Source organism: Sphingopyxis sp. OPL5 (assembly GCF_003797775.2).
In the GTDB taxonomy this organism is placed as follows: domain Bacteria; phylum Pseudomonadota; class Alphaproteobacteria; order Sphingomonadales; family Sphingomonadaceae; genus Sphingopyxis.
The window spans coordinates 2,887,744-2,909,695 of record NZ_CP060725.1 but is presented as its reverse complement, the minus strand read 5'-3'; the positions used below and the strand labels follow the sequence as shown (position 1 = coordinate 2,909,695).

Annotated in this window: 23 protein-coding genes; 7 read left to right on the top strand and 16 right to left on the bottom strand. The window is 66.0% G+C overall.

Translation table 11 applies throughout. From position 1 onward, the window contains the following. Positions 1 to 22 precede the first annotated feature (22 nt). From metE to EEB18_RS13935, 5 genes are all read left to right on the top strand, one after another. Positions 23 to 2,332: a 5-methyltetrahydropteroyltriglutamate--homocysteine S-methyltransferase gene (gene metE, locus EEB18_RS13955; protein WP_187141159.1), complete on the top strand. Its 2,310-nt coding sequence runs from the start codon at positions 23 to 25 to the stop codon at positions 2,330 to 2,332. Further along, complete coding sequence (locus tag EEB18_RS13950; RefSeq protein WP_056345765.1) at positions 2,322 to 2,699, top strand: acyl-CoA thioesterase; 378 nt, start codon at positions 2,322 to 2,324, stop codon at positions 2,697 to 2,699. The genes metE and EEB18_RS13950 overlap by 11 nt, the downstream gene beginning before the upstream one ends. 66 nt (positions 2,700 to 2,765) lie before the next feature. After that, entirely contained in the window at positions 2,766 to 3,143 is a 378-nt protein-coding gene (locus EEB18_RS13945; RefSeq protein WP_187141158.1) for an ArsR/SmtB family transcription factor, read from the top strand. A gap of 2 nt (positions 3,144 to 3,145) precedes the next feature. Beyond that, entirely contained in the window at positions 3,146 to 3,679 is a 534-nt protein-coding gene (locus EEB18_RS13940; RefSeq protein WP_187141157.1) for an SRPBCC family protein, read from the top strand. Between the two features lie 106 nt (positions 3,680 to 3,785). Then, the gene (locus EEB18_RS13935) at positions 3,786 to 4,784 is read left to right on the top strand and encodes an acyl-CoA thioester hydrolase/BAAT C-terminal domain-containing protein (RefSeq protein WP_187141156.1); all 999 of its coding nucleotides are present in this window, start codon (positions 3,786 to 3,788) and stop codon (positions 4,782 to 4,784) included. Between the two features lie 5 nt (positions 4,785 to 4,789). On the opposite strand, the gene EEB18_RS13930 is transcribed toward EEB18_RS13935, so the two are convergent. Then, complete coding sequence (locus EEB18_RS13930; protein WP_262407931.1) at positions 4,790 to 6,091, bottom strand: Hsp70 family protein; 1,302 nt, start codon at positions 6,089 to 6,091, stop codon at positions 4,790 to 4,792. A 211-nt stretch (positions 6,092 to 6,302) separates the two neighbouring features. Between EEB18_RS13930 and EEB18_RS13925 the strand changes: the two genes are divergently transcribed. After that, entirely contained in the window at positions 6,303 to 6,758 is a 456-nt protein-coding gene (locus EEB18_RS13925; RefSeq protein WP_187141155.1) for a hypothetical protein, read from the top strand. Between the two features lie 83 nt (positions 6,759 to 6,841). Here the strand turns inward: EEB18_RS13925 and pnp are convergent, their stop codons facing one another. From pnp to EEB18_RS13890, 7 genes are all read right to left on the bottom strand, one after another. Continuing rightward, positions 6,842 to 9,169 carry a polyribonucleotide nucleotidyltransferase gene (pnp, locus tag EEB18_RS13920; protein ID WP_187141154.1) on the bottom strand — a complete coding sequence of 776 codons (2,328 nt, stop codon included), beginning with the start codon at positions 9,167 to 9,169 and terminating at the stop codon, positions 6,842 to 6,844. 194 nt (positions 9,170 to 9,363) lie between these two features. Then, positions 9,364 to 9,633: a 30S ribosomal protein S15 gene (gene rpsO, locus EEB18_RS13915; RefSeq protein ID WP_056345752.1), complete on the bottom strand. Its 270-nt coding sequence runs from the start codon at positions 9,631 to 9,633 to the stop codon at positions 9,364 to 9,366. A 25-nt stretch (positions 9,634 to 9,658) separates the two neighbouring features. After that, the gene (gene truB, locus EEB18_RS13910) at positions 9,659 to 10,615 is read right to left on the bottom strand and encodes a tRNA pseudouridine(55) synthase TruB (RefSeq protein WP_187141153.1); all 957 of its coding nucleotides are present in this window, start codon (positions 10,613 to 10,615) and stop codon (positions 9,659 to 9,661) included. A gap of 31 nt (positions 10,616 to 10,646) precedes the next feature. Then, positions 10,647 to 11,066 carry a DUF6491 family protein gene (locus tag EEB18_RS13905; protein ID WP_222943100.1) on the bottom strand — a complete coding sequence of 140 codons (420 nt, stop codon included), beginning with the start codon at positions 11,064 to 11,066 and terminating at the stop codon, positions 10,647 to 10,649. Between the two features lie 43 nt (positions 11,067 to 11,109). Next, positions 11,110 to 11,649 carry a GNAT family N-acetyltransferase gene (locus EEB18_RS13900; protein WP_187141152.1) on the bottom strand — a complete coding sequence of 180 codons (540 nt, stop codon included), beginning with the start codon at positions 11,647 to 11,649 and terminating at the stop codon, positions 11,110 to 11,112. After that, positions 11,642 to 12,244: a thymidine kinase gene (locus tag EEB18_RS13895; RefSeq protein WP_187141151.1), complete on the bottom strand. Its 603-nt coding sequence runs from the start codon at positions 12,242 to 12,244 to the stop codon at positions 11,642 to 11,644. Before EEB18_RS13895 ends, EEB18_RS13900 begins: the two co-directional genes overlap by 8 nt. 45 nt (positions 12,245 to 12,289) lie before the next feature. Further along, positions 12,290 to 13,240, bottom strand: a complete 951-nt coding sequence (locus EEB18_RS13890; RefSeq protein ID WP_187141150.1) for a helix-turn-helix domain-containing GNAT family N-acetyltransferase — start codon at positions 13,238 to 13,240, stop codon at positions 12,290 to 12,292. 126 nt (positions 13,241 to 13,366) lie between these two features. Here EEB18_RS13890 and EEB18_RS13885 point away from each other — a divergent pair, with 126 nt between their 5' ends. After that, positions 13,367 to 14,788, top strand: a complete 1,422-nt coding sequence (locus EEB18_RS13885) for a WS/DGAT/MGAT family O-acyltransferase (RefSeq protein WP_187141149.1) — start codon at positions 13,367 to 13,369, stop codon at positions 14,786 to 14,788. Here the strand turns inward: EEB18_RS13885 and EEB18_RS13880 are convergent. From EEB18_RS13880 to rimP, 8 genes are read right to left on the bottom strand one after another with little or no spacing between them, the layout of a single operon-like run. Further along, complete coding sequence (locus EEB18_RS13880) at positions 14,772 to 15,176, bottom strand: hypothetical protein (RefSeq protein WP_187141148.1); 405 nt, start codon at positions 15,174 to 15,176, stop codon at positions 14,772 to 14,774. The genes EEB18_RS13885 and EEB18_RS13880 overlap by 17 nt on opposite strands. After that, positions 15,173 to 15,571: a 30S ribosome-binding factor RbfA gene (gene rbfA / locus EEB18_RS13875; RefSeq protein ID WP_187141147.1), complete on the bottom strand. Its 399-nt coding sequence runs from the start codon at positions 15,569 to 15,571 to the stop codon at positions 15,173 to 15,175. The genes EEB18_RS13880 and rbfA overlap by 4 nt, the downstream gene beginning before the upstream one ends. A 3-nt stretch (positions 15,572 to 15,574) precedes the next feature. Then, positions 15,575 to 16,144 (bottom strand): DUF1697 domain-containing protein, encoded by a 570-nt coding sequence (locus EEB18_RS13870; RefSeq protein WP_316248972.1) that lies wholly within the window; start codon positions 16,142 to 16,144, stop codon positions 15,575 to 15,577. Then, complete coding sequence (locus EEB18_RS13865) at positions 16,137 to 16,319, bottom strand: hypothetical protein (RefSeq protein ID WP_187141146.1); 183 nt, start codon at positions 16,317 to 16,319, stop codon at positions 16,137 to 16,139. Before EEB18_RS13865 ends, EEB18_RS13870 begins: the two co-directional genes overlap by 8 nt. 12 nt (positions 16,320 to 16,331) lie before the next feature. Beyond that, positions 16,332 to 18,881: a translation initiation factor IF-2 gene (gene infB, locus EEB18_RS13860; RefSeq protein WP_187141145.1), complete on the bottom strand. Its 2,550-nt coding sequence runs from the start codon at positions 18,879 to 18,881 to the stop codon at positions 16,332 to 16,334. Between the two features lie 17 nt (positions 18,882 to 18,898). Beyond that, positions 18,899 to 19,669 carry a DUF448 domain-containing protein gene (locus EEB18_RS13855; protein ID WP_187141144.1) on the bottom strand — a complete coding sequence of 257 codons (771 nt, stop codon included), beginning with the start codon at positions 19,667 to 19,669 and terminating at the stop codon, positions 18,899 to 18,901. Further along, positions 19,650 to 21,257, bottom strand: coding sequence for a transcription termination factor NusA (gene nusA / locus EEB18_RS13850; RefSeq protein WP_056345723.1), 1,608 nt, complete (start codon positions 21,255 to 21,257; stop codon positions 19,650 to 19,652). The genes EEB18_RS13855 and nusA overlap by 20 nt, the downstream gene beginning before the upstream one ends. Further along, positions 21,257 to 21,805, bottom strand: a complete 549-nt coding sequence (rimP, locus tag EEB18_RS13845) for a ribosome maturation protein RimP (protein WP_187141143.1) — start codon at positions 21,803 to 21,805, stop codon at positions 21,257 to 21,259. Before rimP ends, nusA begins: the two co-directional genes overlap by 1 nt. Between the last annotated feature and the right edge of the window lie 147 nt (positions 21,806 to 21,952).

Here is a 21,952-nt window from a genome sequence, read left to right as displayed (position 1 = left end):
GCCCAACGCAAGGTTTGAAGACATGGCCATCACCGTCGCCACGCTCGGTTTCCCCCGCATCGGCCCGCGCCGCGAACTGAAATTCCTGCTCGAAGGCTATTGGGCGGGCAAGAAGGATGAAGAGGAATTGCGCGAAGGCGCCGCCGCGCTGCGCGCCGCGACCTGGGCGCGCCAGCGCGCGCTCGGCGCCGATGTCCTGCCCTCGGGCGATTTCTCGCTCTACGACCATGTGCTCGACACCTCGGCGATGGTCGGCGCGATTCCGGCGCGATACCGATGGGACGGCGCCGCGGTCGGCCTCGACACCTATTTCGCGATGGCGCGCGGCACGCAGGGCGGCGCCGGCCATCAAGGCTGCACCCACAGCCTCGACGCGACCGCGCAGGAAATGACCAAATGGTTCGACACCAACTATCATTATATGGTGCCCGAACTCGAAGCGGGGCAGGTCTTTCGACTGTCGTCGACACGGCTGGTCGATGAGTTTCTCGAGGCCAAGGCGCTCGGCTATCACACCCGCCCGGTGCTGCTGGGTCCGGTCAGTTACCTGATGCTGGCGAAGGGGCGCGGGGTCGAGCCGCTGTCGCTGCTCCCCGCCCTGCTCCCCGTCTATGCGGAAATCCTGACCGCGCTTGCCGATGCCGGCGCCGACTGGGTCCAGATCGACGAACCCTGCCTCGTCCTCGACCTCGATCATGCGCAACATGCCGCCTTCGCCGACGCCTATGCGCGGCTGGCGGGCGCCGGGGTCAAGCTGATGCTCACCACCTATTTCGGCGGCCTCGGCGAGAATCTCGGGCTCGTCGCGGGACTGCCGGTCGACGGCGTGCACATCGACCTCGTCCGCGCGCCCGAACAGCTTGGCGCGATCTGCGCCCGCGTGCCGAAGGCGATGCTGCTGTCGCTGGGGGTGATCGACGGACGCAATATCTGGCGCGCCGATCTCGATACGATCCTGGCGCGCATCGCGCCGATCGCCGCGACGCGCGATATCATCGTCGCGCCGTCCTGCTCGCTGCTCCACACGCCCGTGGACCTCGCGCTCGAAAAGCGGCTCGATCCCGAAATCGCGCAATGGCTGGCCTTTGCGGTGCAGAAGATCGGCGAGCTGGCGACGATCGCCAGGGCGCTCAACGAAGGCGAGGACACAGTGGCCGACGCGCTTGCCGCTGCGCGTGCCGCCGCCGGGAGGCGCCGCAGTTCGCCGCGCATCCACGACCCGGCGGTACAGGAACGCATGGCGGCGATCGACGCGGCGATGGTCGAGCGTCGCTCGCCCTTCGCCGACCGCCGCGCGTTGCAGCGCGACCGGCTCGCCCTGCCCGCCTTTCCGACGACGACGATCGGCTCCTTCCCGCAGACCCCCGAGGTTCGCAAGGCGCGATCGGCGCATAGCAAGGGCGAGATCGACGATGCCGCCTATGCCCAATATCTGCGCCTCGAAACGCGCGCCGCGATCAAGTGGCAGGAGGAAATCGGGATCGACGTGCTGGTCCATGGCGAATTCGAGCGCAACGACATGGTGCAATATTTCGGCGAGCAGCTGGCGGGATTCGCCTTCACCCAGAGTGGCTGGGTGCAAAGCTATGGCTCGCGCTGCGTGCGGCCGCCGATCCTCTATGGCGATGTGTCGCGCCCGGCGCCGATGACGGTCGAATGGTGGCGCTATGCGCAGGACCAGACCGACCGGCCGATGAAGGGCATGCTGACCGGTCCGGTGACGATCCTGAACTGGTCGTTCGTGCGCGACGACCAGCCGCGCGCGGTGAGCTGCCGCCAGATCGCGCTCGCGATCCGCGACGAGGTGCTCGACCTCGAGCGCGCAGGCGCGGCAGTGATCCAGATCGACGAAGCAGCCCTTCGCGAAGGGCTGCCGCTGCGCCGCGGCGAATGGCAAGCCTATCTCGACTGGGCGGTCGAGGCGTTCCGCCTGTCGGCGTCGGGGGTCGCCGACGACACCCAGATCCACACCCATATGTGCTATTCGGAGTTCAACGACATCATCGCGTCGATCGGCGCGATGGACGCCGACGTCATCTCGATCGAGACCGCGCGCTCGCAGATGGAGCTGCTCGACGTCTTCGCCGACTATGCCTATCCAAACGAGATCGGCCCGGGTGTCTATGACATTCATTCGCCGCGCACCCCCGCCGAGGGCGAGATGACGCAATTGCTGAAACTCGCGAGCCAGCGTCTGCCCGCCGAGCAGATCTGGGTGAACCCCGATTGCGGGCTCAAGACGCGCAAATGGGACGAGGTGCGCCCCGCCCTCATCGCGATGGTCGCCGCGGCGCAGCGGCTGCGCGTCAAGGGGGCCTATGATGCAGCCTGATGGTTCCCCTGCGGTGCGCGTCACCGCGATGCCCGCCAACGCCAATGTCTATGGCGATATCTTCGGCGGCTGGTTGATGGCGCAGATGGATCTCGCCGCCTCCTCGGTCGCGTCGCACCATGCGCGCGGCCGGGCGGTGACGATCGCGGTGGAGGGCATGACCTTCCACCGCCCCGTCTTCGTCGGCGACGAGGTGTCGGTCTATGCCCGGCTGCTGAAGGTCGGGCGCACGTCGATGCAGGTCGCGGTCGAAGCCTGGGCACGCGACCGGCATTCGGACGAGGCGAACAAGGTCACCGAGGCCAATTTCGCCTTTGTCGCCATGGGTCCCGACCGGCGGCCGCGCGCCGTGGCACCGCTCGGCTGAAGGCCGTGCCATTCTATATTCAACCAATGGGTTGACAATTGGGATCTGCGAATCATATTTAACCACATGGTTGAACATGATTCGCAGACTCTCGACACGATCTTTCACGCGCTCGGCGACGCGACGCGGCGCGCGATGCTGGGCGAACTCGCCACGGGCGAGCGCTCGGTCGGCGAACTCGCCGAACCCTTCGCCATGTCGCTCGCCGCGGCGTCGAAGCATATCAAGGTGCTCGAAGCCGCGGGGCTGATCTGCCGCGAGGTGCGCGGGCGGACGCATATGTGCAGCCTCGATCCGGCGCCGCTGATGAGTGCCGACCAGTGGCTCGGCATCTATCGCCGCTTCTGGACCAGCCAGCTCGATACTTTGGAAGCGCTGCTGCGCGCCGAAGATGCCGCCTCGCCCCCGCCGAAGAAACCCCTCCCCGGGAAAGAAGGAGACTGACGATGACCGACATGCTTGCCGACGCCCCCTATGGCGTGCTCACCGAACCCGCGACGCTGACGGTCGTGCGCGTCCTGCCCGGTCCGATCGAGCGCGTCTGGTCCTACATCATCGATGGCGCGCTGCGCCGCCAATGGCTTGCGGCGGGCGCTATGGAGGAAAAGGTCGGCGCGCCGGTGACGCTGACCTGGCGCAACGACGAGCTGACCGATCCGCCGGGCGAGCGGCCCGAGGGCATGGGCGCCGAGCACAGCATGACGTGCGAGGTGATCGAGATCGACCCGCCGCGCAAGCTGGTCATCAGCTGGGGCAGCACCGGCGGGGTGACCTTCACCCTCTCCGAAAAGGGCGACGAGGTGCTGCTGACTTTGGTCCACAAGCGCGTCGAGGACCCGGCGGTGCTGCTCAACGTCAGCGCCGGCTGGCACGCGCATGTCGACGTGCTGGAGGCAAAGCTGCGCGGCACGGCGGCGAAACCGCATTGGGACAATTGGGCCCAGTTGCGCACCGCTTATGCCGAGCGCTTCGCGCGCTGATCCCCACGTTCGCGAGATCGGAACGGGGCCGCCGCGTGCGGCCCCTTTTCTTCTGGCTATCCGTGCCGCCGATCCATATCGACGATGGAGCAACGGATAAGGGTCGATGATGAAGCGCAAATGGAAGATCATTTCGGCCGTCGTCGGCGCCCTGGTCGTGGTCGGCGGCGGCGGTTTTGCCTATATGCTCACCCGCGCACCGTCGCCCGCCAAGATCGCCGACGCCGGCCCGACCGGGCAGCGGATCAATGCGAACGGCATCTTCGCCAACTATTATCCCGCCGCCGGGGCGGTTCCGCACCCCGCGATCCTGTTGCTCGGTGGGTCCGAGGGCGGGCTGGGCAAGGACATGCAGGCGGCGGCGTTGCTGCTTCAGGCGCAAGGCTTCAGCACGCTCCAGCTTGCCTATCACAACGCGCCGGGCAAGCCCGCGAAGCTCAAGAATATCCCGCTCGAGGATTTCACGCGCGGTCTCGACTGGCTCAAGAAACAGCCCGGGGTCGATGCGTCGCGGCTGGGCATTATCGGCTATTCGAAGGGTGCCGAGGCGGGACTGCTCGTCGCGGCGCGCACCCCGGGCATCCGCGCCGCGGTGCTCGGCATGCCGTCGAGCGTCGTGTGGGACGGGATGTCGGGGGAAAATTACCTGCTCGGCTCATTCAGTTCGTCGTGGAGCGCCAACGGCAAACCCCTCCCCCACCTTGCCTATAAGGGCCAGCCCGATGCGCGCGGGCTGATGCCGGTGTTCGAGAACGGCCTGAAGGAGCTGGACAAGAATCCCGCCGCGATCATCCCGGTCGAGAATTTCAAGGGCAAGCTGATGCTGGTCTGCGGCGAGGCCGAGAAATTATGGCCGAGCTGCCCGATGACCGACCAGATCGTCGCGCGCGCGGCGAAGGCGGGCGGACCGCAGACCGTCGTGCTGCGCTACAAGGATGCCGGGCACGGCGTGATGGGGGCGCCCTTCACGGACGACGCCGCACGTGCGAACTGGAGCCAGATGGGCGGGTCCAAGGAGGGCAATGCCGCGGCGCGCGCGGACAGCTGGCCGAAGATCGTCGCGTTCCTGAAAACCGAACTCGGGGTGGCCGCGCCGGCGCAATAAGCGCATCAGGCAGCCCATTCGGCCGGGTCGGTCTCGTCACCGATCAGCGCGAGGCCGTGCGCGATGGAAGTCAGTTCGCCGCCGGTCGCGATGCGCTCGGCGCCGAAGCGGCGGTCGAAGATCGCGCGGATCGCGGGGATCAGCGACGAGCCCCCGGTGAGAAAGATGCGATCGACGGCGGCGGGTTCGACGCCCGCCTTGGCAAGCGCGCTATCCATCGCGGCTTCGATGCTGCGGAGGTCGCCCGCGATCCAGCTTTCGAAATCGGCGCGGCGGATCGCGGCGGTGATATCGACGCCGCCGCCCGCGAAATGAAACTCGGCCTCGTCCGCGCTCGACAGCGCGCGCTTGACCCGGCCCACCGCGTCGTAGAGCGGAAAGCCCTGCTCATGCTCGATCAGCGCGATCATCCGTTCGATCCGGTCGGGTTCGAGCGCGTCGCGCTGCAGGCGGCGCAGTTCGTCGATCGTGCGGCGGTTGCGCATCAGCGCGAGGCGCGACCAGTCGGCAAAGTCGGAGAAATAACCGCCGGGGATGTCGAGGATCTTGTCGAACGAACGATAATGGCTGCCCTTGCCGAGCAAAGGCAGCACCAGCCGGTCGACGATATGGCGGTCGAACCGGTCGCCGGCGATCGCGACCCCCGACGAGGCGAGCGGCACACAGCGCCGCGGCGCGCCCGGCTCCGCGATGCGGACGATCGAAAAGTCGGTGGTGCCGCCGCCGAAGTCGGCGACGAGGATCGTCGCGGGTTCGGTCAGCCGCGACGCATAGCTGTGCGCGGCGCCGAGCGGTTCGTGGACGTAGAAAAGCTCGACGCCGAACTCGGCGAGCATCGCGTCGTAGCGCTGGCGCGCGAGCGCCGGGTCGGCCCGGGCACCGGCATATTCGACCGGGCGGCCGACGATGACGCGGCGTGGTCGGTCGGCGAGCGCGCCTCCGGCATGGGCGACGAGCCGCTGGAGGAACAGCCGCCCCATATCCTCGAAGCGAAAGGGCTTGCCCCAGATCAGCGCGCGTTCGAACAAAGGACTTGCCGCGACGCTCTTGAACGACTGAACGAAGCGGCTGTCGAGCGGCGACTGGAGATATTCGGCGATCGCCCACGGCCCCGCCTCGGATGCGACCCCCTGCCAGGCGCGCTCTTCCTCCCAGAAACAGAGCGCCGAGCGGAACACGGGGCCGGTCGCTTCCTCGCCCGCAAAATCGACGAGCCGCGAACCACCCTGTCCGTCGGCGAGCGCGACGACGGTGTTGGTCGTCCCGAAATCGAGGCCGAGCGCGGTCGCGGCCATATTGCTGTCCATGATCTATCCTGTGCAGGGTCGGGGATGTCGCAAGGGGCGGCGCCTATTGCACAGGCGGCCGGGTGGGGCAAGCTGCCGGCGTTCGCCGCTTCGGCGATTGAAAGGCCAAGCGCACCAGCATCGCGCGAGCGCGCGCCAGCTGTCGGGAACCTACAATTCTGCCAAGCGGAACAATGACAAGCGGGCGCCATCTTTTGAGGGAGTTTGTGCAATGATGCTTGGGGTTCTGCGTTCGATGATGCGAATGGCCGCGATACTGGTCCTGGCGGGATCGCCCGTGCTGGCCTCCGCCGCCGACAAGGCGGCGGGGTGGCGCAATTGGGCCGACCGCGGCGAACGCATCGTCGCGGCGATCGGCGCGGTAAACCCCGGGCAGCTCGATGGCGCTTGCGACGGGGTGACGGGGACGGTGATCGGCCAGGGATTCCAATTCCCCTATTGGGGCCAGCAGCTGATCGGTGTGTGCCGCGTTTATCGCAGCCTGTTCAGCCACCTGAAGGACAATAGCACGACCCGCAGCGCCAAGAAGAGCGAGTGCAAGGAGCTGAAACAGGTGCGCGGCAATCTGGCCAAGGCCACCGATGTCGCCGAGGAGCCCCGCGCCCTGCCCGTCGCGCAGGAACTCGTCGTGCTGATCGAAGCGATGCAGGATGTATATTGCACCTGACGATCGGCGCTGCGAACCGACGCGACCGGCAAGAAAAAGGGGCCGCTCTCGCGGCCCCTTTCCTTGTTCCTGTTCCGAAGAGCTTAGTCCTTCAGGAAGTCGGGCACATGACCCTGATCTTCCGGACCTTCGCTGCGTTCGCGGCGCGGGCCCCGATCGCTGCGACCTTCGCCGCCGCCGTCGCGGCGCGGGCCGCGGTCGCGACCGCCGCCACCGTCGCGGCGCGGGCCGCGATCGCCACGGTCGCCGCCGTCACGGCGCGGACCACGATCGCCGCGGGGCTCGCGGGGTTCGCGCGCCGGGCGGGTATCTTCGAGCTCGGCGCCGGTTTCCTGGTCGACAACGCGCATCGACAGGCGAACCTTGCCGCGCTGGTCGATCTCGAGGACCTTGACCTTGACTTCCTGGCCTTCGCTGAGGACGTCCGAGACCTTCTCGACGCGCTCGTTGGCGATTTCGCTGACGTGGACGAGACCGTCCTTGCCGCCCATGAAATTCACGAACGCCCCGAAATCGACGAGGTTGACGACCTTGCCGTCATAGATCTTGCCGACTTCGGCTTCCTCGACGATGCCGCTGATCCACTTGCGGGCCGCCTCGATCTGGTCGAGGTCGCTCGACGAGATCTTGATCAGGCCTTCGTCGTCGATGTCGACCTTGGCCCCGGTGGTCGCGACGATCTCGCGGATCACCTTGCCGCCGGTGCCGATGATGTCGCGGATCTTCGACTTGTCGATCTGCATCGTTTCGATGCGCGGGGCGTGCGCCGACAGTTCGCTGCGGGTTTCGCCGAGCGCCTTGGCCATTTCACCGAGGATGTGTGCGCGGCCTTCCTTGGCCTGGTTCAGCGCGGCTTCGAAGATGTCGCGGGTGATGCCCGCGATCTTGATGTCCATCTGCATCGTGGTGATGCCTTCGGACGTGCCCGCGACCTTGAAGTCCATGTCGCCGAGGTGATCTTCGTCGCCGAGGATGTCCGACAGGATCGCATAGTCCTTGCCTTCGAGGATCAGGCCCATCGCGATGCCCGAGACGGGGCGCTTGATCGGCACGCCGGCGTCCATCATCGCGAGCGAACCACCACACACCGATGCCATCGACGACGAGCCGTTCGACTCGGTGATGTCGCTGGTGATGCGGATCGTGTACGGGAACTCGTCCTTCGTCGGCAACACCGCGTGCAGCGCACGCCAGGCGAGCTTGCCATGGCCGATGTCGCGGCGGCTGGGCGCCCCGAAACGACCGACTTCGCCGACCGAATAGGGCGGGAAGTTATAGTGCAGCATGAAGTTCGAGTAGGACAGGCCGTTGAGCCCGTCGATCATCTGCTCGCTTTCCTTGGTGCCCAGGGTGCAGGTCGCGATCGTCTGCGTCTCGCCGCGGGTGAACAGCGCCGAACCATGTGCGCGGGGCAGGAAGTGCGTTTCGGCGAGGATGGGACGAATCTGCGTCGTCGTGCGGCCGTCGATGCGCTTGCCGTCCTTGAGAATGGCGCCGCGAACGATCTCGGCTTCGAGCTTCTTCATCAGCTTGCCGGCAGCCATCTGGTCCTGCGGCGCGGCGTCGGCGAAGGCGGCCTTGGCGGCGGCGCGGGCTTCGTTCAGCGCGTTCGAGCGGGCCGATTTGTCGGTCAGCTTGTACGCAGCGGCGATGTCCTTGCCGATCAGCTTCTTCAGCTTGTCCTTGGCGGCCGACAGGTCGGCCTGCTCGGCCATGTCCCAGGGATCCTTGGCAGCCTGTTCGGCGAGCTTGACGATCGCCTTGACGACTTCCTTGCACGCGTCGTGCGCGAACAGGACGGCACCGAGCATGACCTCTTCCGACAGCTCATTCGCTTCGGATTCGACCATCATCACCGCGTCGTAGGTGGCGGCGACGACGAGATCGAGATCGCCGGCGGCAACCTGTTCGTCAGTCGGGTTCAGAATATATTCGCCATCGACATAACCGACGCGCGCGGCGCCGATTGGGCCCATGAAGGGCACGCCCGAAATGGTGAGGGCGGCCGACGCGGCGACCATCGCTAGGATATCGGGCTCGTTGTGGCCGTCATAGCTCAGAACCTGCGCAATGACGTTGATCTCGTTATAGAAACCTTCGGGGAACAGCGGACGGATCGGACGATCGGTCAAACGCGAAACCAGGGTTTCCTTTTCGGTCGCACCGCGTTCGCGCTTGAAGAAGCCGCCGGGAATGCGGCCCGCGCCCGAATATTTTTCCTGATAATGGACGGTGAGCGGGAAGAAATCCTGCCCTTCCTTGACCGTCTTGGCAGCGGTGACCGCGCACAGGACGACGGTTTCGCCGAGCGTCGCGACAACCGCGCCGTCGGCCTGACGGGCAACCTTGCCCGTTTCGAGGGTCAGCGTTTCACCGCCCCACTCGATCGATACTTTTTTCACGTCAAACATGTGATTTCCTTTGCCCGCCGGGCCCTATGCCGGGCGGGGCCTCTGTTCCGGGCAATCCGGCCCGGGGCGGTGCGGGGCGCTTTTATGCCCCAATGGCGGTCCCGCCGGATGCGGGAGCGGCCCAGTGGCGTCGCGCATTTTTGCGGACAGCCAATATGACAGCGGCCCCGGAAATCCGGGGCCGCCAGAAACTCTTATTTACGCAAGCCGAGCTTGGCGATGATCGCCTGATAGCGGGCCTCGTCCTTCTTCTTCAGATAGTCGAGGAGGCTGCGGCGCTTGTTGACCATCATCAGCAGCCCGCGGCGGCTGTGATTGTCCTTGTGGTTCGCCTTGAAGTGACCGGTCAGGTTGTTGATGCGGTCGGTCAGGATCGCGACCTGGACTTCCGGCGACCCGGTATCGCCCTTGGTGCGGGCATTGTCGTTGATGACTTCGGTTTTACGCTCGGCGGTAATCGACATATATCTGTTCCTCGAACATCATGGCTTAAAGATTGAAGCCGCGCACGACCTTCAGCGTTCCCGCCAAAGCCTCGATCAGGGCGATCGGACGATTGTCGTCGTCGCGTCCCCAATAGAGCCCGTCGTCCGTAGCTACCCCGGTCCAGACACGACCCTGACGGATCGCCCCTGCCGCTTCCGGGGAAAGGTTCAGAGCCGGGATGTCGACCAGCCCTGCCTCGAGCGGCAGAATGACTTCTGATTGCGCGGCGCCTTGGCCGAACGCGTTCAATTTGTCCAGCGAAATCGCCTGTTCCAGATCGAACGGTCCGGCCTTGGTGCGGCGGAGCATCGTAACGTGGCCGACGGTGCCGACCGCATGTGCGATATCGCGCGCCAGGCTGCGGATATAGGTGCCCTTGGAGACATGCGCGGTGAGGGTGATTTCTTTAAGCCGCGCTCCCCCGTCATCGTCACCCCGGACTTGATCCGGGGTCCATGCTTCCGTCGCCGCAATGGATGCCGGATCATGTCCGGCATGACGAAGGGAATAGATCGTAACGCCCCGCGCCTTCATCTCGACCGCTTCGCCCTTGCGCGCCAGGTCATACGACCGCTGGCCGTCGATCTTGATCGCGCTGTACGCTGGCGGCACCTGTTCGATCGGGCCGGTGAAGCGCGGCAGCACCGCTTCCACTTCGACCAAAGTCGGCCGCACGTCGCTCGTCGCGACGACTTCGCCCTCGGCATCGAGGCCATCGGTCTGAACGCCGAAGCGGATCGTAAAGTCGTAAATCTTGCTCGCGTCGAGCATCCGCCCGCACAGCTTGGTCGCCTCGCCGAGCGCGATCGGAAGCACGCCGGTCGCGAGCGGGTCGAGCGTCCCGCCATGGCCGACCTTGACCTTGCCCAGCCCCGCCTCGCGGCACACGCGCTTGACCGCGCCGACCGCCTGCGTCGAGCCGAGCCCCAGGGGTTTGTCGAGGATGATCCAGCCGTTCATCGCCGCGCTCTATGGCGCGGCGCCGCCAGCGTCAATTTGACTCGGCGGCTTTCGCGGCGGCCTTCGCTTCCTTGGCCAGCTTCAACCGCTGCTTGCGCGGCAGCGGCTTTTCGGCGGTGACGAAGGAGGTGAAAGCGCAGCGCTGGCCGTTGACGATGATCGCGCCGAACTTGTCGAGCCGTGCGGTGCCGCGCGTGTCGATCGCGATCGCCTGAACGAAATCCAAATCGGGGCAATAACCGGTGAGCTTGGCATAATACCAGTCGCGGCGCTGGTCCTCGATCCAGATGCCGTCGTCGCCGTCGGCCTCGAAATTGCGGACGGTGCCATAAGCGGGAAAGGCGATGCTGGCCTCGACGCCGATTTCGCGCGGCGCCTCCGGCTCGGCGGCCGCCGCTGCCGAAAGGGGGAGCAGCAAGGCGGCCAGGGAGAGTGCGAGTTTCTGTTTCATGATGGCATCCCCCTACCAGGCCGAGTCTGAACCGGTGCTGACCCTAGCGCACCACCCACTCATCCGCGAGCAGCGACCAGAGCGCGGTGTCGCGCACATATCCGGTCCAGGTGATGCGTTCCGAGCGCAGCGTGCCCTCCTTGGTGCAGCCCAGTTTCGCCACGGCGGCCTGGCTGCGCGTGTTGCGCTCGTCGATGCGGAACTCGATGCGGCGGATGCCGACCGCGAAGGCATGGTCGAGCATCAACTGCTTCACCCGCCCGTTGAAGCCGGTGCCGCGCGCATCCGGATGGATATAGGAGTTGCCGACCTCGACCGTCTGCGCGGACATATCGGGGCGCAGCCAGGCGGTCATGCCGATGAGCCTGTCGCCGTCGAAGATCGCATAGGGCATGCGGCCGCCCTTGCCGATCAGCGTATCGAAGCTCGCATCGAAATGACCGGGGCCGAAGCTCGACGAATAGATCGGCCAGATATCGGCATCGGCGGCGCAGGCTATGCGCAGCGCGTCTCGATGCGCCTCGGCCAGCTTGACGAGTTTGAGGTCGCCATCGGCGAGTTCGACATAGAGGCGGTCAAGCATCGGCCAGCGCCGCCGCGGCCTCGCGCCGTTTCGCCATGAAATGGCGCCGGCACATCGCGACATAGCGGTCGTTGCCGCCGATCTCGGTCTGCGCGCCCGCGACCACCGCGCGGCCCGCCTCATCGACGCGCAGGTTCATCGTCGCCTTACGCCCGCATTCGCACACCGCCTTCAGCTCGACGAGCGCGTCGGCAATGCCGAGCAGGGCGGCAGACCCGGGGAAGAGCTCGGCCGAAAAATCGGTGCGCAGGCCGTAGCAGAGGATCGGGATATTGGCCTCGTCGGCGAGCGTCGCGAGCTGGAACACCTGCGCCTTGGTCAGGAATTGCGCCTCGTCGACGAGAACGCAGGCGAGCGGGCGCTGGCGGTTCTCGGACAGCACCGCGGCGGCGATGTCGCTGTCGGGGTCGAATTTATGCGCCTCGGCCATCAAGCCGATGCGGCTCGTCACCTGCCCCGCGCCGTACCGGTCGTCGAGCGCCGCGGTCCACAGCATCGTTTCCATGCCGCGCTCGCGATAGTTGAAATCCGCCTGCAACAGCGTCGTCGATTTGCCGGCGTTCATGCTTGCATAGTAGAAATAGAGCTTGGCCATGGCGCCCAATAGCGCGGGCGCCGGCCTTGTACCAGTTGTCAGGGTCTAAAGCGCGAGCCGCCAATGCTCGCTCTGTTCGGGCTTGCCGAATTCGTCGTGGGTCTCGACCTTTTCGATGACGAAACCAAGATCCGTATAGATGGCGCGCGCCGGAGCGAGGACCGTGTGCGTCCAGAGCACCAGTTCGGCATAGCCCGCGCCGCGCGCGAAAGCGATGCAGCGCCCGACGAGATCGCGGCCGAGACCATGGCCGCGCGCCGCGGCGTCGACATAGAGCAGGCGCAGCCGCGCCACGCTGTCCGACTCGGCGACGAGGAAGACGCTGCCGAGCAGTTCGCCATGCCGTTCGGCGACCCAGCATTGTTCGCGGCCGGCCTGAAAATCGCGAACGAAGCGGCTCGTGATCTCACCGACCAGCACCTCCATCGCATCGCCCCATCCATAGGCGTGGCGATAATAGACCGCCTGTTGCGCGGTGATCAGGCCCATGTCGCCCGGTCGCCACAGGCGGACGGTCGGCGGCGGCAGCGGCGTACCCGCCAGCCGTGCCTCGATCCATGCCAGTCGCTCGGCAAGCCCGGCCTGCTCGTCGCGCGACAGATGCGCGAGCGTTGCCGATGTCGACGCGGCGGTGGTGCGATCGAGGTCCGAAAACAGCACCTCGCCCGCGGCGGTCAGCCGGATCGGATGCTCACGCGCGTCGACACCGCGCGTCCGCGCGATCCAGCCCTGCTGGGCAAATCGGCGCAGGATGCGGCTGAGATAGCCGGGGTCGACCGACAGCGTCTCGACGATCCGCTTCGAGACGATCGGCTGCCCCGTCGCGATTTCATAGAGGATGCGCGCCTCGATCAGCGACAGCTCGCTGCCCATATAGCCGGGGCCAAGCACCCCGGCGAAGCGCGTGTAGAAGCGGTTGAAACGGCGCAGCGCGGCTGTGGCGGCGTCGGGTGCCGGCGCCTGATCGTCCGGCTGGGGAAGGTTGACCGATGGCATGGCGATTCGATGCGCCAGTTATTTGACGATGTCAACTAAATGGCGCGGACCACCCGCTTGACTCCCCCCGCCCCCCTGCCATGCTGCGCACAATTAACGCAGCACAATCAGTGGGGAGAGCTGCCGATGCGCCTGATGCCGATCAGCGATGCGATGTTTCTGGTGGGGGAAAGCCGGGAGATGCCGATGCACATCGGCGGCATCAACCTTTACACCCTGCCCGACGATGTCGACGAGACCGACTGGCTGAACGAACAGCTTGCGCTGCTCCGCCAGTCCGAAGGTCTGCGGCGGCCGTTCAGCGAAGTCTTGAAGCTGACCGCGCTCGGCCAATATGGGCCGATCCGGCTCGAACCCGACCGCGACATCGACATGCATTACCATGTCCGCGCCTCGGCGCTGCCCAAGCCCGGCCGCTATCGCGAGATGTTCGAGCTCGCCTCGCGGCTCCATTCGGGGCTGCTCGACCGCACGCGGCCGCTGTGGGAAATTACGCTGATCTCGGGCCTGCCCAACCGGCAGATCGCGACCTTCAAGAAAATCCACCACGCGCTGATGGACGGCGCGGCGAGCATCCATTTCTATAATTCGATGCTGTCGCCCGACCCCAAGGAACGGCGCACCGCCTCGCCGCTCTCGGTCGAGGCCTATGAAGCCTATAAGCGCAAATTCCCGCAGCCAAAAAAGGCGCAGCGCCCCAGCCTGACCGACATCGCGGCGATCGGCGATTTCCTGAAGGAGCAATGGGGCAACAGCGTCGGGGTGACCAAGGCGCTCAACCAATATGTCGCGGCGATGGTGGGGCTCGGCGGCGAAGGACTCGTCACGCCCTTCGCCGGGGTGCCCCGCACCAGCTTCAACCGCAACATCACCGGTGCGCGCCGCTTCGTCGCGCAGAGCTGGTCGCTCGAACGCGTACGGCGGGTCGGCAAGGCCTATGACGGCACGATCAACGACGCGGTGCTCGGCATGTGCGCGGGCGCGATGCGCAAATATCTCCAGTCGCTGAACGAGCTGCCCGACAAGCCGCTGAAAGCCATGGCGCCGGTGTCGATCCGGCCCAAGGACGATATCGATTCGGGCAATTCGGTGGCGTCGGTAACCGCCAACCTCGCGACGCATATCGACGACCCGGCGACGCGCATGGCGGCGATCCAGGAATCGATGAATTCGGCGAAGGCGCAGCTGCGCGCGATGACCGCGTCGCAGATCCAGCTCTATACCGCGATCACCAGCTTTCCGATGATGCTCACCGCGCTGACCCGCACCGCCGACAAATTCCCGGCCTATTCGGTGACGATCTCCAACGTCCCCGGCCCGCGCGAGCAGATGTACTGGAACGGCGCGCGCCTCGACGGCATGTACCCCGCGAGCATCCCCGTCGACGGCATGGCGATGAACATCACCCAGGTGTCGAATTTCGAGAATATCGACTTCGGCATCACCGCGTGCCGGCGCAGCGTGCCGCACGCGCAGCGGATGATCGATTATCTGGAGGAAGCGCTGGTCGAGCTGGAGGCGGCGGCGGGGATCAAGAAGGGGAAATAGTCCTTAATCGCGTCGATAGCTCTGCATCGGCTACCAGCGCTCCGCCACAATGATCGCGGAAAAAACGAGCGACGACCGTGGTCAGTTCGGTGCTGGTGGAATTTATCGAAAAGGTCAGCGGGACCTCACCGATCGCTTCGACAATGAAACGCTGGTCAGACTCGGGACGTGTGGCATGATACCAATATCGCCACTCGGACATCGGCTCGACCTCATCCCAATCGCCATCGGAATCGGTGCCTTGCGACTGCGCCCATAGACCCCGATTGAGAATCTCCAGCAACTTGTCGGTCTCTTGAGTAGGACGGGGGCCGGGTCCGACCAGCAGCAATTCCCACAAAGTCTCGCCACCAATTTCGTTGGATTGGGGCGTAGGGATTGTGGTCATTCGGCGCCCCTGTCCTCCAAATCCCGTGCCACCTTCGGATCGCGCAGCAATTTTTCGATATGACTCGCCTCGTCGAAGCTTTCGTCGCTCAGGAATTTCAGCTTCGCGGCATATTTCATGCGCATCTTTTCGGCGACGCTCTTTTGCAGCCAGGCGGTGTTGGTGCGCAGCGCCTTGAGCACCGCCTCCTCTTCCTTGCCGAGCAAAGATTTGATGAACACCGTCGCGTGGCGCAGGTCGGGCGACATGCGGACTTCGGTGACGCTCACCGGATGCCGGGTGAGCACATCGTCATGGACGTCGCCGCGCGCGAGGATTTCGCTGAGCAGGTGGCGCACCTGTTCGCCGACGCGCAGCGCGCGGACCGAGGGGCCTTTGTCCTTTTCGGTCTTCATCGCCTAACCCTTTGCCTCTTCGTCCAGTTTCGCGACGATCCGTGCGATCGAGCGCATGTTACGCGCGGTGCCTTTGCATCCCAAGCGCCTTTCGATGAAAACCCCGGTCAGCTTGCTGTCGGCGACGCCGTCGCCATAATCGAGGAACAGCATGCGCTTGCCGAGCGCCAGTTTCTCGCCCCCGCGGCCAAGATGATCGCCGACCAGCTGCTCGAACTGCGCCGTGGTCGGCTGGTCGGTCAGGAACATCGTATGGACGAACTTGTCCTCGTTCGTGCCCGCGAACGGATTGTCCGAAATCGCCGACGCCAGCTCGTCCCGGTCGCGCACGAGCACCGCGCTCGTCATGTCGAAGCGGTCGTCGACCATCAGGCCAAGCTTTTCCTCAAGCCCGCGCGTCGGCCGCGCATCATGGTCGAACAGCACATTGCCGCTCGCCACGACGGTCTCGACATTGCTGAAGCCCTCGGCCTCGAACGCCGAGCGCAGGTCGACCATCTTCAGCCGGTTGCCGCCGACGTTGATGCTGCCGAACAAGGCGACGTAACGAGCGATATCGAGAGCCTCACACAAGGAAATAGGGATGCACGGCCTGCCAAAGACCGTGCCCCGCCGCCACAAACACCACGCTCAGCGCCGCGCCGAGAGGAAGGCACCCGAACAAGCAGCCGTCGCCGAGGCATCCGAGAGCCTCGCGCTCCCACCCCGCCTCGTCGCCGTCCTGCTGGTCCGCGCCTTCCCCGGCCATGCCACCTCGCCGTTACAGCGTCCGTTCGCGCATCTCGACTTCGAACACTTCGAGGTTGTCGCCGGCCTTGATGTCGTTGGTATCCGACAGCACGACACCGCATTCCAGACCGGCGCGCACTTCGGCGACGTCGTCCTTGAAGCGGCGGAGCGACGCGATGGTCGTTGCCGAGACGATGACGTCGGCGCGCGTGAGGCGTGCGTGCAGCCCCTTGCGGATGACACCTTCGAGCACGAGCAGACCCGCAGCCTTGTCGCGCTTGCCGGCCGGGAAGACGTCTTTGACCTCGGCACGCCCGACGACGGTTTCGATCCGCTCCGGACCCAGCTCGCCCGCCATTTCCTTCCGGATCTCGTCGGTCAGGTGATAGATGACGTCGTGATAGAGGAAGCGCACTTTTTCGCGCTTCGCGATCTCGCGCGCCTTGGCGTTCGGACGGACGTTGAAGCCGATGATCGGCGCCTTGGTCGCCGCCGCCAGCGTCACGTCGCTTTCGGTGATGGCGCCAGCACCCGAATGGAGCACGCGGACGCGGATCTCGTCGGTCGACAGCTTGTTGAGCGCATTGACGATCGCCTCGACGCTGCCCTGCACATCGCCTTTGATGACCACCGGATACTGGATGACATTGGTCTTGTCGGCCAGCGCCTCGAACATGCCCTCGAGGCTGACCGGTGCCTGAACGGTACGCTTGCGGGTCGCCTGTTCCTGGCGATAGGCCGCGACTTCGCGCGCGCGCGCCTCGTTCTCGACGACGGTGAGGATGTCGCCCGCCATCGGCACACCGCCGAGGCCGAGCACCTCGACCGGCATCGACGGACCGGCGGTCTTGATCTGCTGCCCCTTGTCGTCGATCAGCGCGCGAACGCGGCCGCTTTCGGCACCGCAGACGAAGATGTCGCCGACCTTGAGCGTGCCGCGGCGAACGAGGATCGTCGCCACCGGACCGCGGCCCTTGTCGAGCTTGGCCTCGATCACCGTGCCTTCGGCGGCGCGGTCGGGATTGGCCTTGAGCTCCATGATCTCGGCCTGCACCGCGATCGCTTCGAGCAATTTGTCGAGGCCGGTCTTCTTGAGCGCCGACACTTCGACATTCTGCACGTCGCCGCCCATTTCCTCGACCACCAGCTCATGTTCGAGCAGGCGTTCGCGGACGCGTTGCGGGTTGGCGCCTTCCTTGTCGACCTTGTTGATCGCGACGATGATCGGCACGCCGGCCGCCTTCGCATGCTTGATCGCCTCGATCGACTGGGGCTTGAGCCCGTCGTCGGCGGCGACCACCAGGATGACGATATCGGTGACGTTCGCGCCGCGCTGGCGCATTTCGGTGAACGCCTCGTGACCCGGTGTGTCGAGGAAGGTCACCAGGCTGCCGTCGGGGGTCTTCACCTGATAGGCGCCGATATGCTGGGTGATGCCGCCGGCTTCGCCGGCCTGCACATTGGCGCCGCGCAGCGCGTCGAGCAGCGAGGTCTTGCCGTGATCGACATGGCCCATGATCGTGACGACCGGTGCGCGCGGCTTCAGATGATCGGCATCGTCGACATCCTCGTCGTGGCGGATGTCGATATCGCCTTCGCTGACGCGCGTGATCTCGTGCCCGAATTCGGTGACGAGCAGTTCGGCGGTGTCCTGGTCGATCGTGTCGGTACTGGCCGACGGGACGCCCATCTTGAACAGCGCCTTGATCAGGTCGCTGGTCTTTTCGGCCATGCGGTTGGCCAGTTCGGCGACCGTGATGCTTTCGGGCACGACGACTTCGCGGACCTGCTTCTCGCGCGGACCCGACGAGGTGGTGTGCGAGCGCTTTTCCTTTTCGCGGGCGCGCTTCAGCGCCGCGAGGCTGCGCGCGCGGGCGCCCTCGTCGTCGTTCAGCGCGCGGGTGACGGTCAGCTTGCCCGACTGGCGGCGGTTGTCGGCGCCGCGGTTCGCCTTGGGTTCGGGGCGCTTGGGTTCGGGACGCTTCGGCGCCTCGACCGGGGTGAAGCGGCGCGGCGCGGGGGCCGCGCTCGGCGCGGCGCGGGGGGCCGGCGCAGATGCCGGTGCCGGTGCCGGTGCCGCGTCGGCTTCCTCGGCCTTGGCGACGGGCGCTTCCACGGCGGGTGCCGCTTCGACCGCAGGCGCGGCGACGGGTTCGGCCACCGGCGCTTCGGCGCGGGCCTTTTGTTCCTCGGCGGCGCGGACGCGCGCGGCCTCTTCGCGGCGGCGCGTTTCTTCCTGCGAATTCATGCGCGCCTCTTCGGCCTCGCGCAGCAGCTGCGCCTGGCGCTCCTGGCGCGACATCAGGCTGTCATTCTCGCTCGCACGCTTCGGCGCGGGGGGAACTGGCGCAGGGGCCGGCGCAGGGGCGGGCGCAGGCGCCGGAGCGGCCTGAACCTCTTCGACCACCGGCTCGGGCGCGGCTTCGCCGGGACGACCGAGCACGCGGCGACGCTTCACCTCGACCACCACCGTATTGCGGCGGCCGTGGCTGAATTGCTGCTGCACCTGTCCGGCCTCGACCGTCCGCTTCAGCCCCAGGGGCTTGCGGGTAAGGGTCGGTTTGTCCTGTTCGTCACTCATCGAAAACCATCATTCCTTCAAAACGCGTCCGAAGCGGCAGTGCCATCTGGCCCCGCCCCAATTTCTGCCCCATCGTCGGACGACGGGTTGTGCGGGTCGGAATCGCGGTTGGCCGCGTCCCTACTCCATCCTGTGAAAAACTGCCAGCGGCTCAAATGCGCAAGCACACGCGCCGCGGCGCGGGCATCGGTTATCGCCAGATGCACCGCATTCTCGCGCCCCAATGCCATAGATAGGGTGCCGCGGTCCACCGGCAAGACCCGTCCCTCGCGGCCCGAGCCCTCATCGTCCTCGCCGACCCGCCACGCCTGCGCCAGTTTCTTGCGCCCGTCCTCGCCCGCATCGCTGGCATGGAGGAGCAGGCGAACCTGGCCCTTGCGTGCCGCGGTTTCGATCTTTTCATTGCCGCTCAGCAAGGTGCCCGAGCGCGATTCGAGCCCCAGCCGGTCGAGCGTCGCGCGTTCGAGCTGCGCCGCGATGCGTGCGCCGAGGTCGTCGGGGATGGTGAACTGGCCCTCGTGCAACGCACGCGCGAGCCCGCTTTTCAGCTTGCCCTTCGCCTGCGCCGCTTCGAGCTCGGCACGGGTGACGCCGATCCACGCGCCGCGGCCCGGCGCCTTGCCATGGACGTCGGGCGCGATGCTGCCGTCGGGACCGAGCGCGAGGCGCACGAGTTTCTCCGCCGGCGAAACCTCGCCGGTGATGACGCAGCGCCGCTCGGGCACATGCTGGCCGCGCCGACCAGCGCGGTCTGGTTCGCTCAGTTGATCATTGTGCGGGGTCCGCATCAGCGGCCTCCCCGGTTGCGGGTTCGTCTTCGAACCAGTGCGCGCGCGCCGCCATGATGATCTCGTTGCCCTGCTCTTCGGACAGGCCATATTCGCCGAGCACGCCGCCCTTGTCCTCGGTGCGCTCGCGCGCCGGACCGCGGCGATTGTCCTGACGCTTCTTGGCGATCAGTTCGTCGGTGGCGAGGTCGGCGAGGTCGTCGAGCGTCTTGATCCCGGCCTTGCCGAGCACGACGAGCATCGCTTCGGTCAGGTGCGGGATTTCGGCGAGATCGTCCTCGACACCCAAGCCGCGGCGTTCCTGGCGCGCGGCCTCTTCGCGGCGCTCAAGCGCTTCGGTGGCGCGGCTCTGCAGTTCCTGGCCGAGTTCGTCGTCGAAACCTTCGATGCTCGCCAGCTCGTCGAGCGACACATAGGCCACTTCCTCGAGCTCGCCGAAGCCTTCGGCGACGAGCAGCTGCGCGAGCGTTTCGTCGACGTCGAGCTCTTCCTGGAACATCGTCGAGCGTTCGACGAATTCGCGCTGGCGCTTTTCGCTCGCGTCGGCCTCGGTCATGATGTCGATCTGGCTGCCGGTCAGCTGGCTGGCGAGACGGACGTTCTGGCCGCGGCGGCCGATGGCGAGCGACAGCTGGTCGTCGGGAACGACGACTTCGATGCGGCCGTCGTCCTCGTCGATCACGACGCGCTGCACCGTCGCGGGCTGGAGCGCGTTGACGACGAAGGTCGCGGTGTCTTCGGACCAGGGGATGATGTCGATCTTTTCGCCCTGCATTTCCTGGACGACCGCCTGGACGCGGCTGCCCTTCATACCGACGCAGGCGCCGACGGGATCGATCGAGCCGTCATAGCTGATCACACCGATCTTGGCGCGCGAGCCCGGGTCACGGGCAGCGGCCTTGATCTCGATGATGCCATCGTAGATTTCGGGAACTTCCTGCGCGAACAGCTTTTTCATGAAGTCGGGGTGTGCGCGGCTGAGGAAAATCTGCGGGCCGCGGTTTTCGCGGCGCACCGACAGGATCAGCGCCCGAACGCGATCGCCGACGCGCATCAGTTCGCGCGGGATCTGCTGGTCGCGGCGGATGACACCTTCGGCGCGGCCGAGGTTGACGACGATGTGGCCGAATTCGACCGACTTGACGACGCCGGTGATCAGCTCGCTGGCGCGGTCCTTGAACTCTTCATACTGGCGTTCGCGGTCGGCTTCGCGGACCTTCTGGAAGATCACCTGCTTCGCCGACTGGGCGTCGATGCGGCCCAGATCGACTGCGGGCAGCGGGTCGACGATGAAGTCGCCGAGCTGGGCGTCCTTCTGCAGCTTCTGCCCGGCGGTGAGATCGACCTGCTTGAAATAATCCTCGACGGTCTCGACGACCTCGACGACGCGCCACAAACGAAGATCGCCGGTCTGGACGTCGAGCTTGGCGCGGATGTCGTTCTCGGCGCCGTAGCGGGCGCGCGCAGCGCGCTGGATCGCTTCCTCGATCGCCTCGATGACGATGCCCTTGTCGATCATCTTCTCGCTGGCCACCGAATTGGCAATGGCGAGCAGCTCGGCGCGGTTGGCGGAAATGGCAGTGGCCATCAGTCCTGTCCTTCTTCTTCCAGTTCGTCCGCGCCGTCGAGCGACAGCGGGATGGTTGCGGCAATCAATTTGTCGGTGAGGACGAGCTTCGCCGTGTCGATCGCGTCGAACGGCAGCTTGTGCTCGACCTCTTCCTTGTCGACGATGGTGACGAGGTCATCGCCATCGATCCCGGCGAGCAGCCCGTTGAAACGCTGACGCCCGTTCAATTTTTCCTTGAGCGTGACCTTCGCCTCATGCCCCGCCCAGTCGGCGAAGTCGCTGTGGCGGGTCAGCGGCCGGTCGATGCCGGGCGACGACACTTCGAGGCGGTACGCCACCTCGATCGGGTCCTTGCCCGCTTCCTCGAGCGCGTCGAGCTGGGCCGAGATGCGGCGCGACAATTCGGCGCAATCCTCGATCGTCAGCTGGCGCGTCTCCGGCCGTTCGGCCATCACCTGCAGCGTCGGATCGCTCTCGCCGCCAAAAAAGGCGACGCGCACCAGCGCAAGGCCGAGCGCTTCGGCTTCGGGGGCGATGATCGCATTGAGAACGTCGAGATCGGCCAAGCGGGTCTTTCAAAACGGTTGGGCGGAAAACCATGCGGGAATAGCCGCCGCGGCCCGCGGCCCCGACGTCCCAACTGGCTAACCATGTCAAGAAGTAGGGCGCATATAGGCGGTGCGGGGGATTCGGGCAAGGGGGAATGCCGCCGG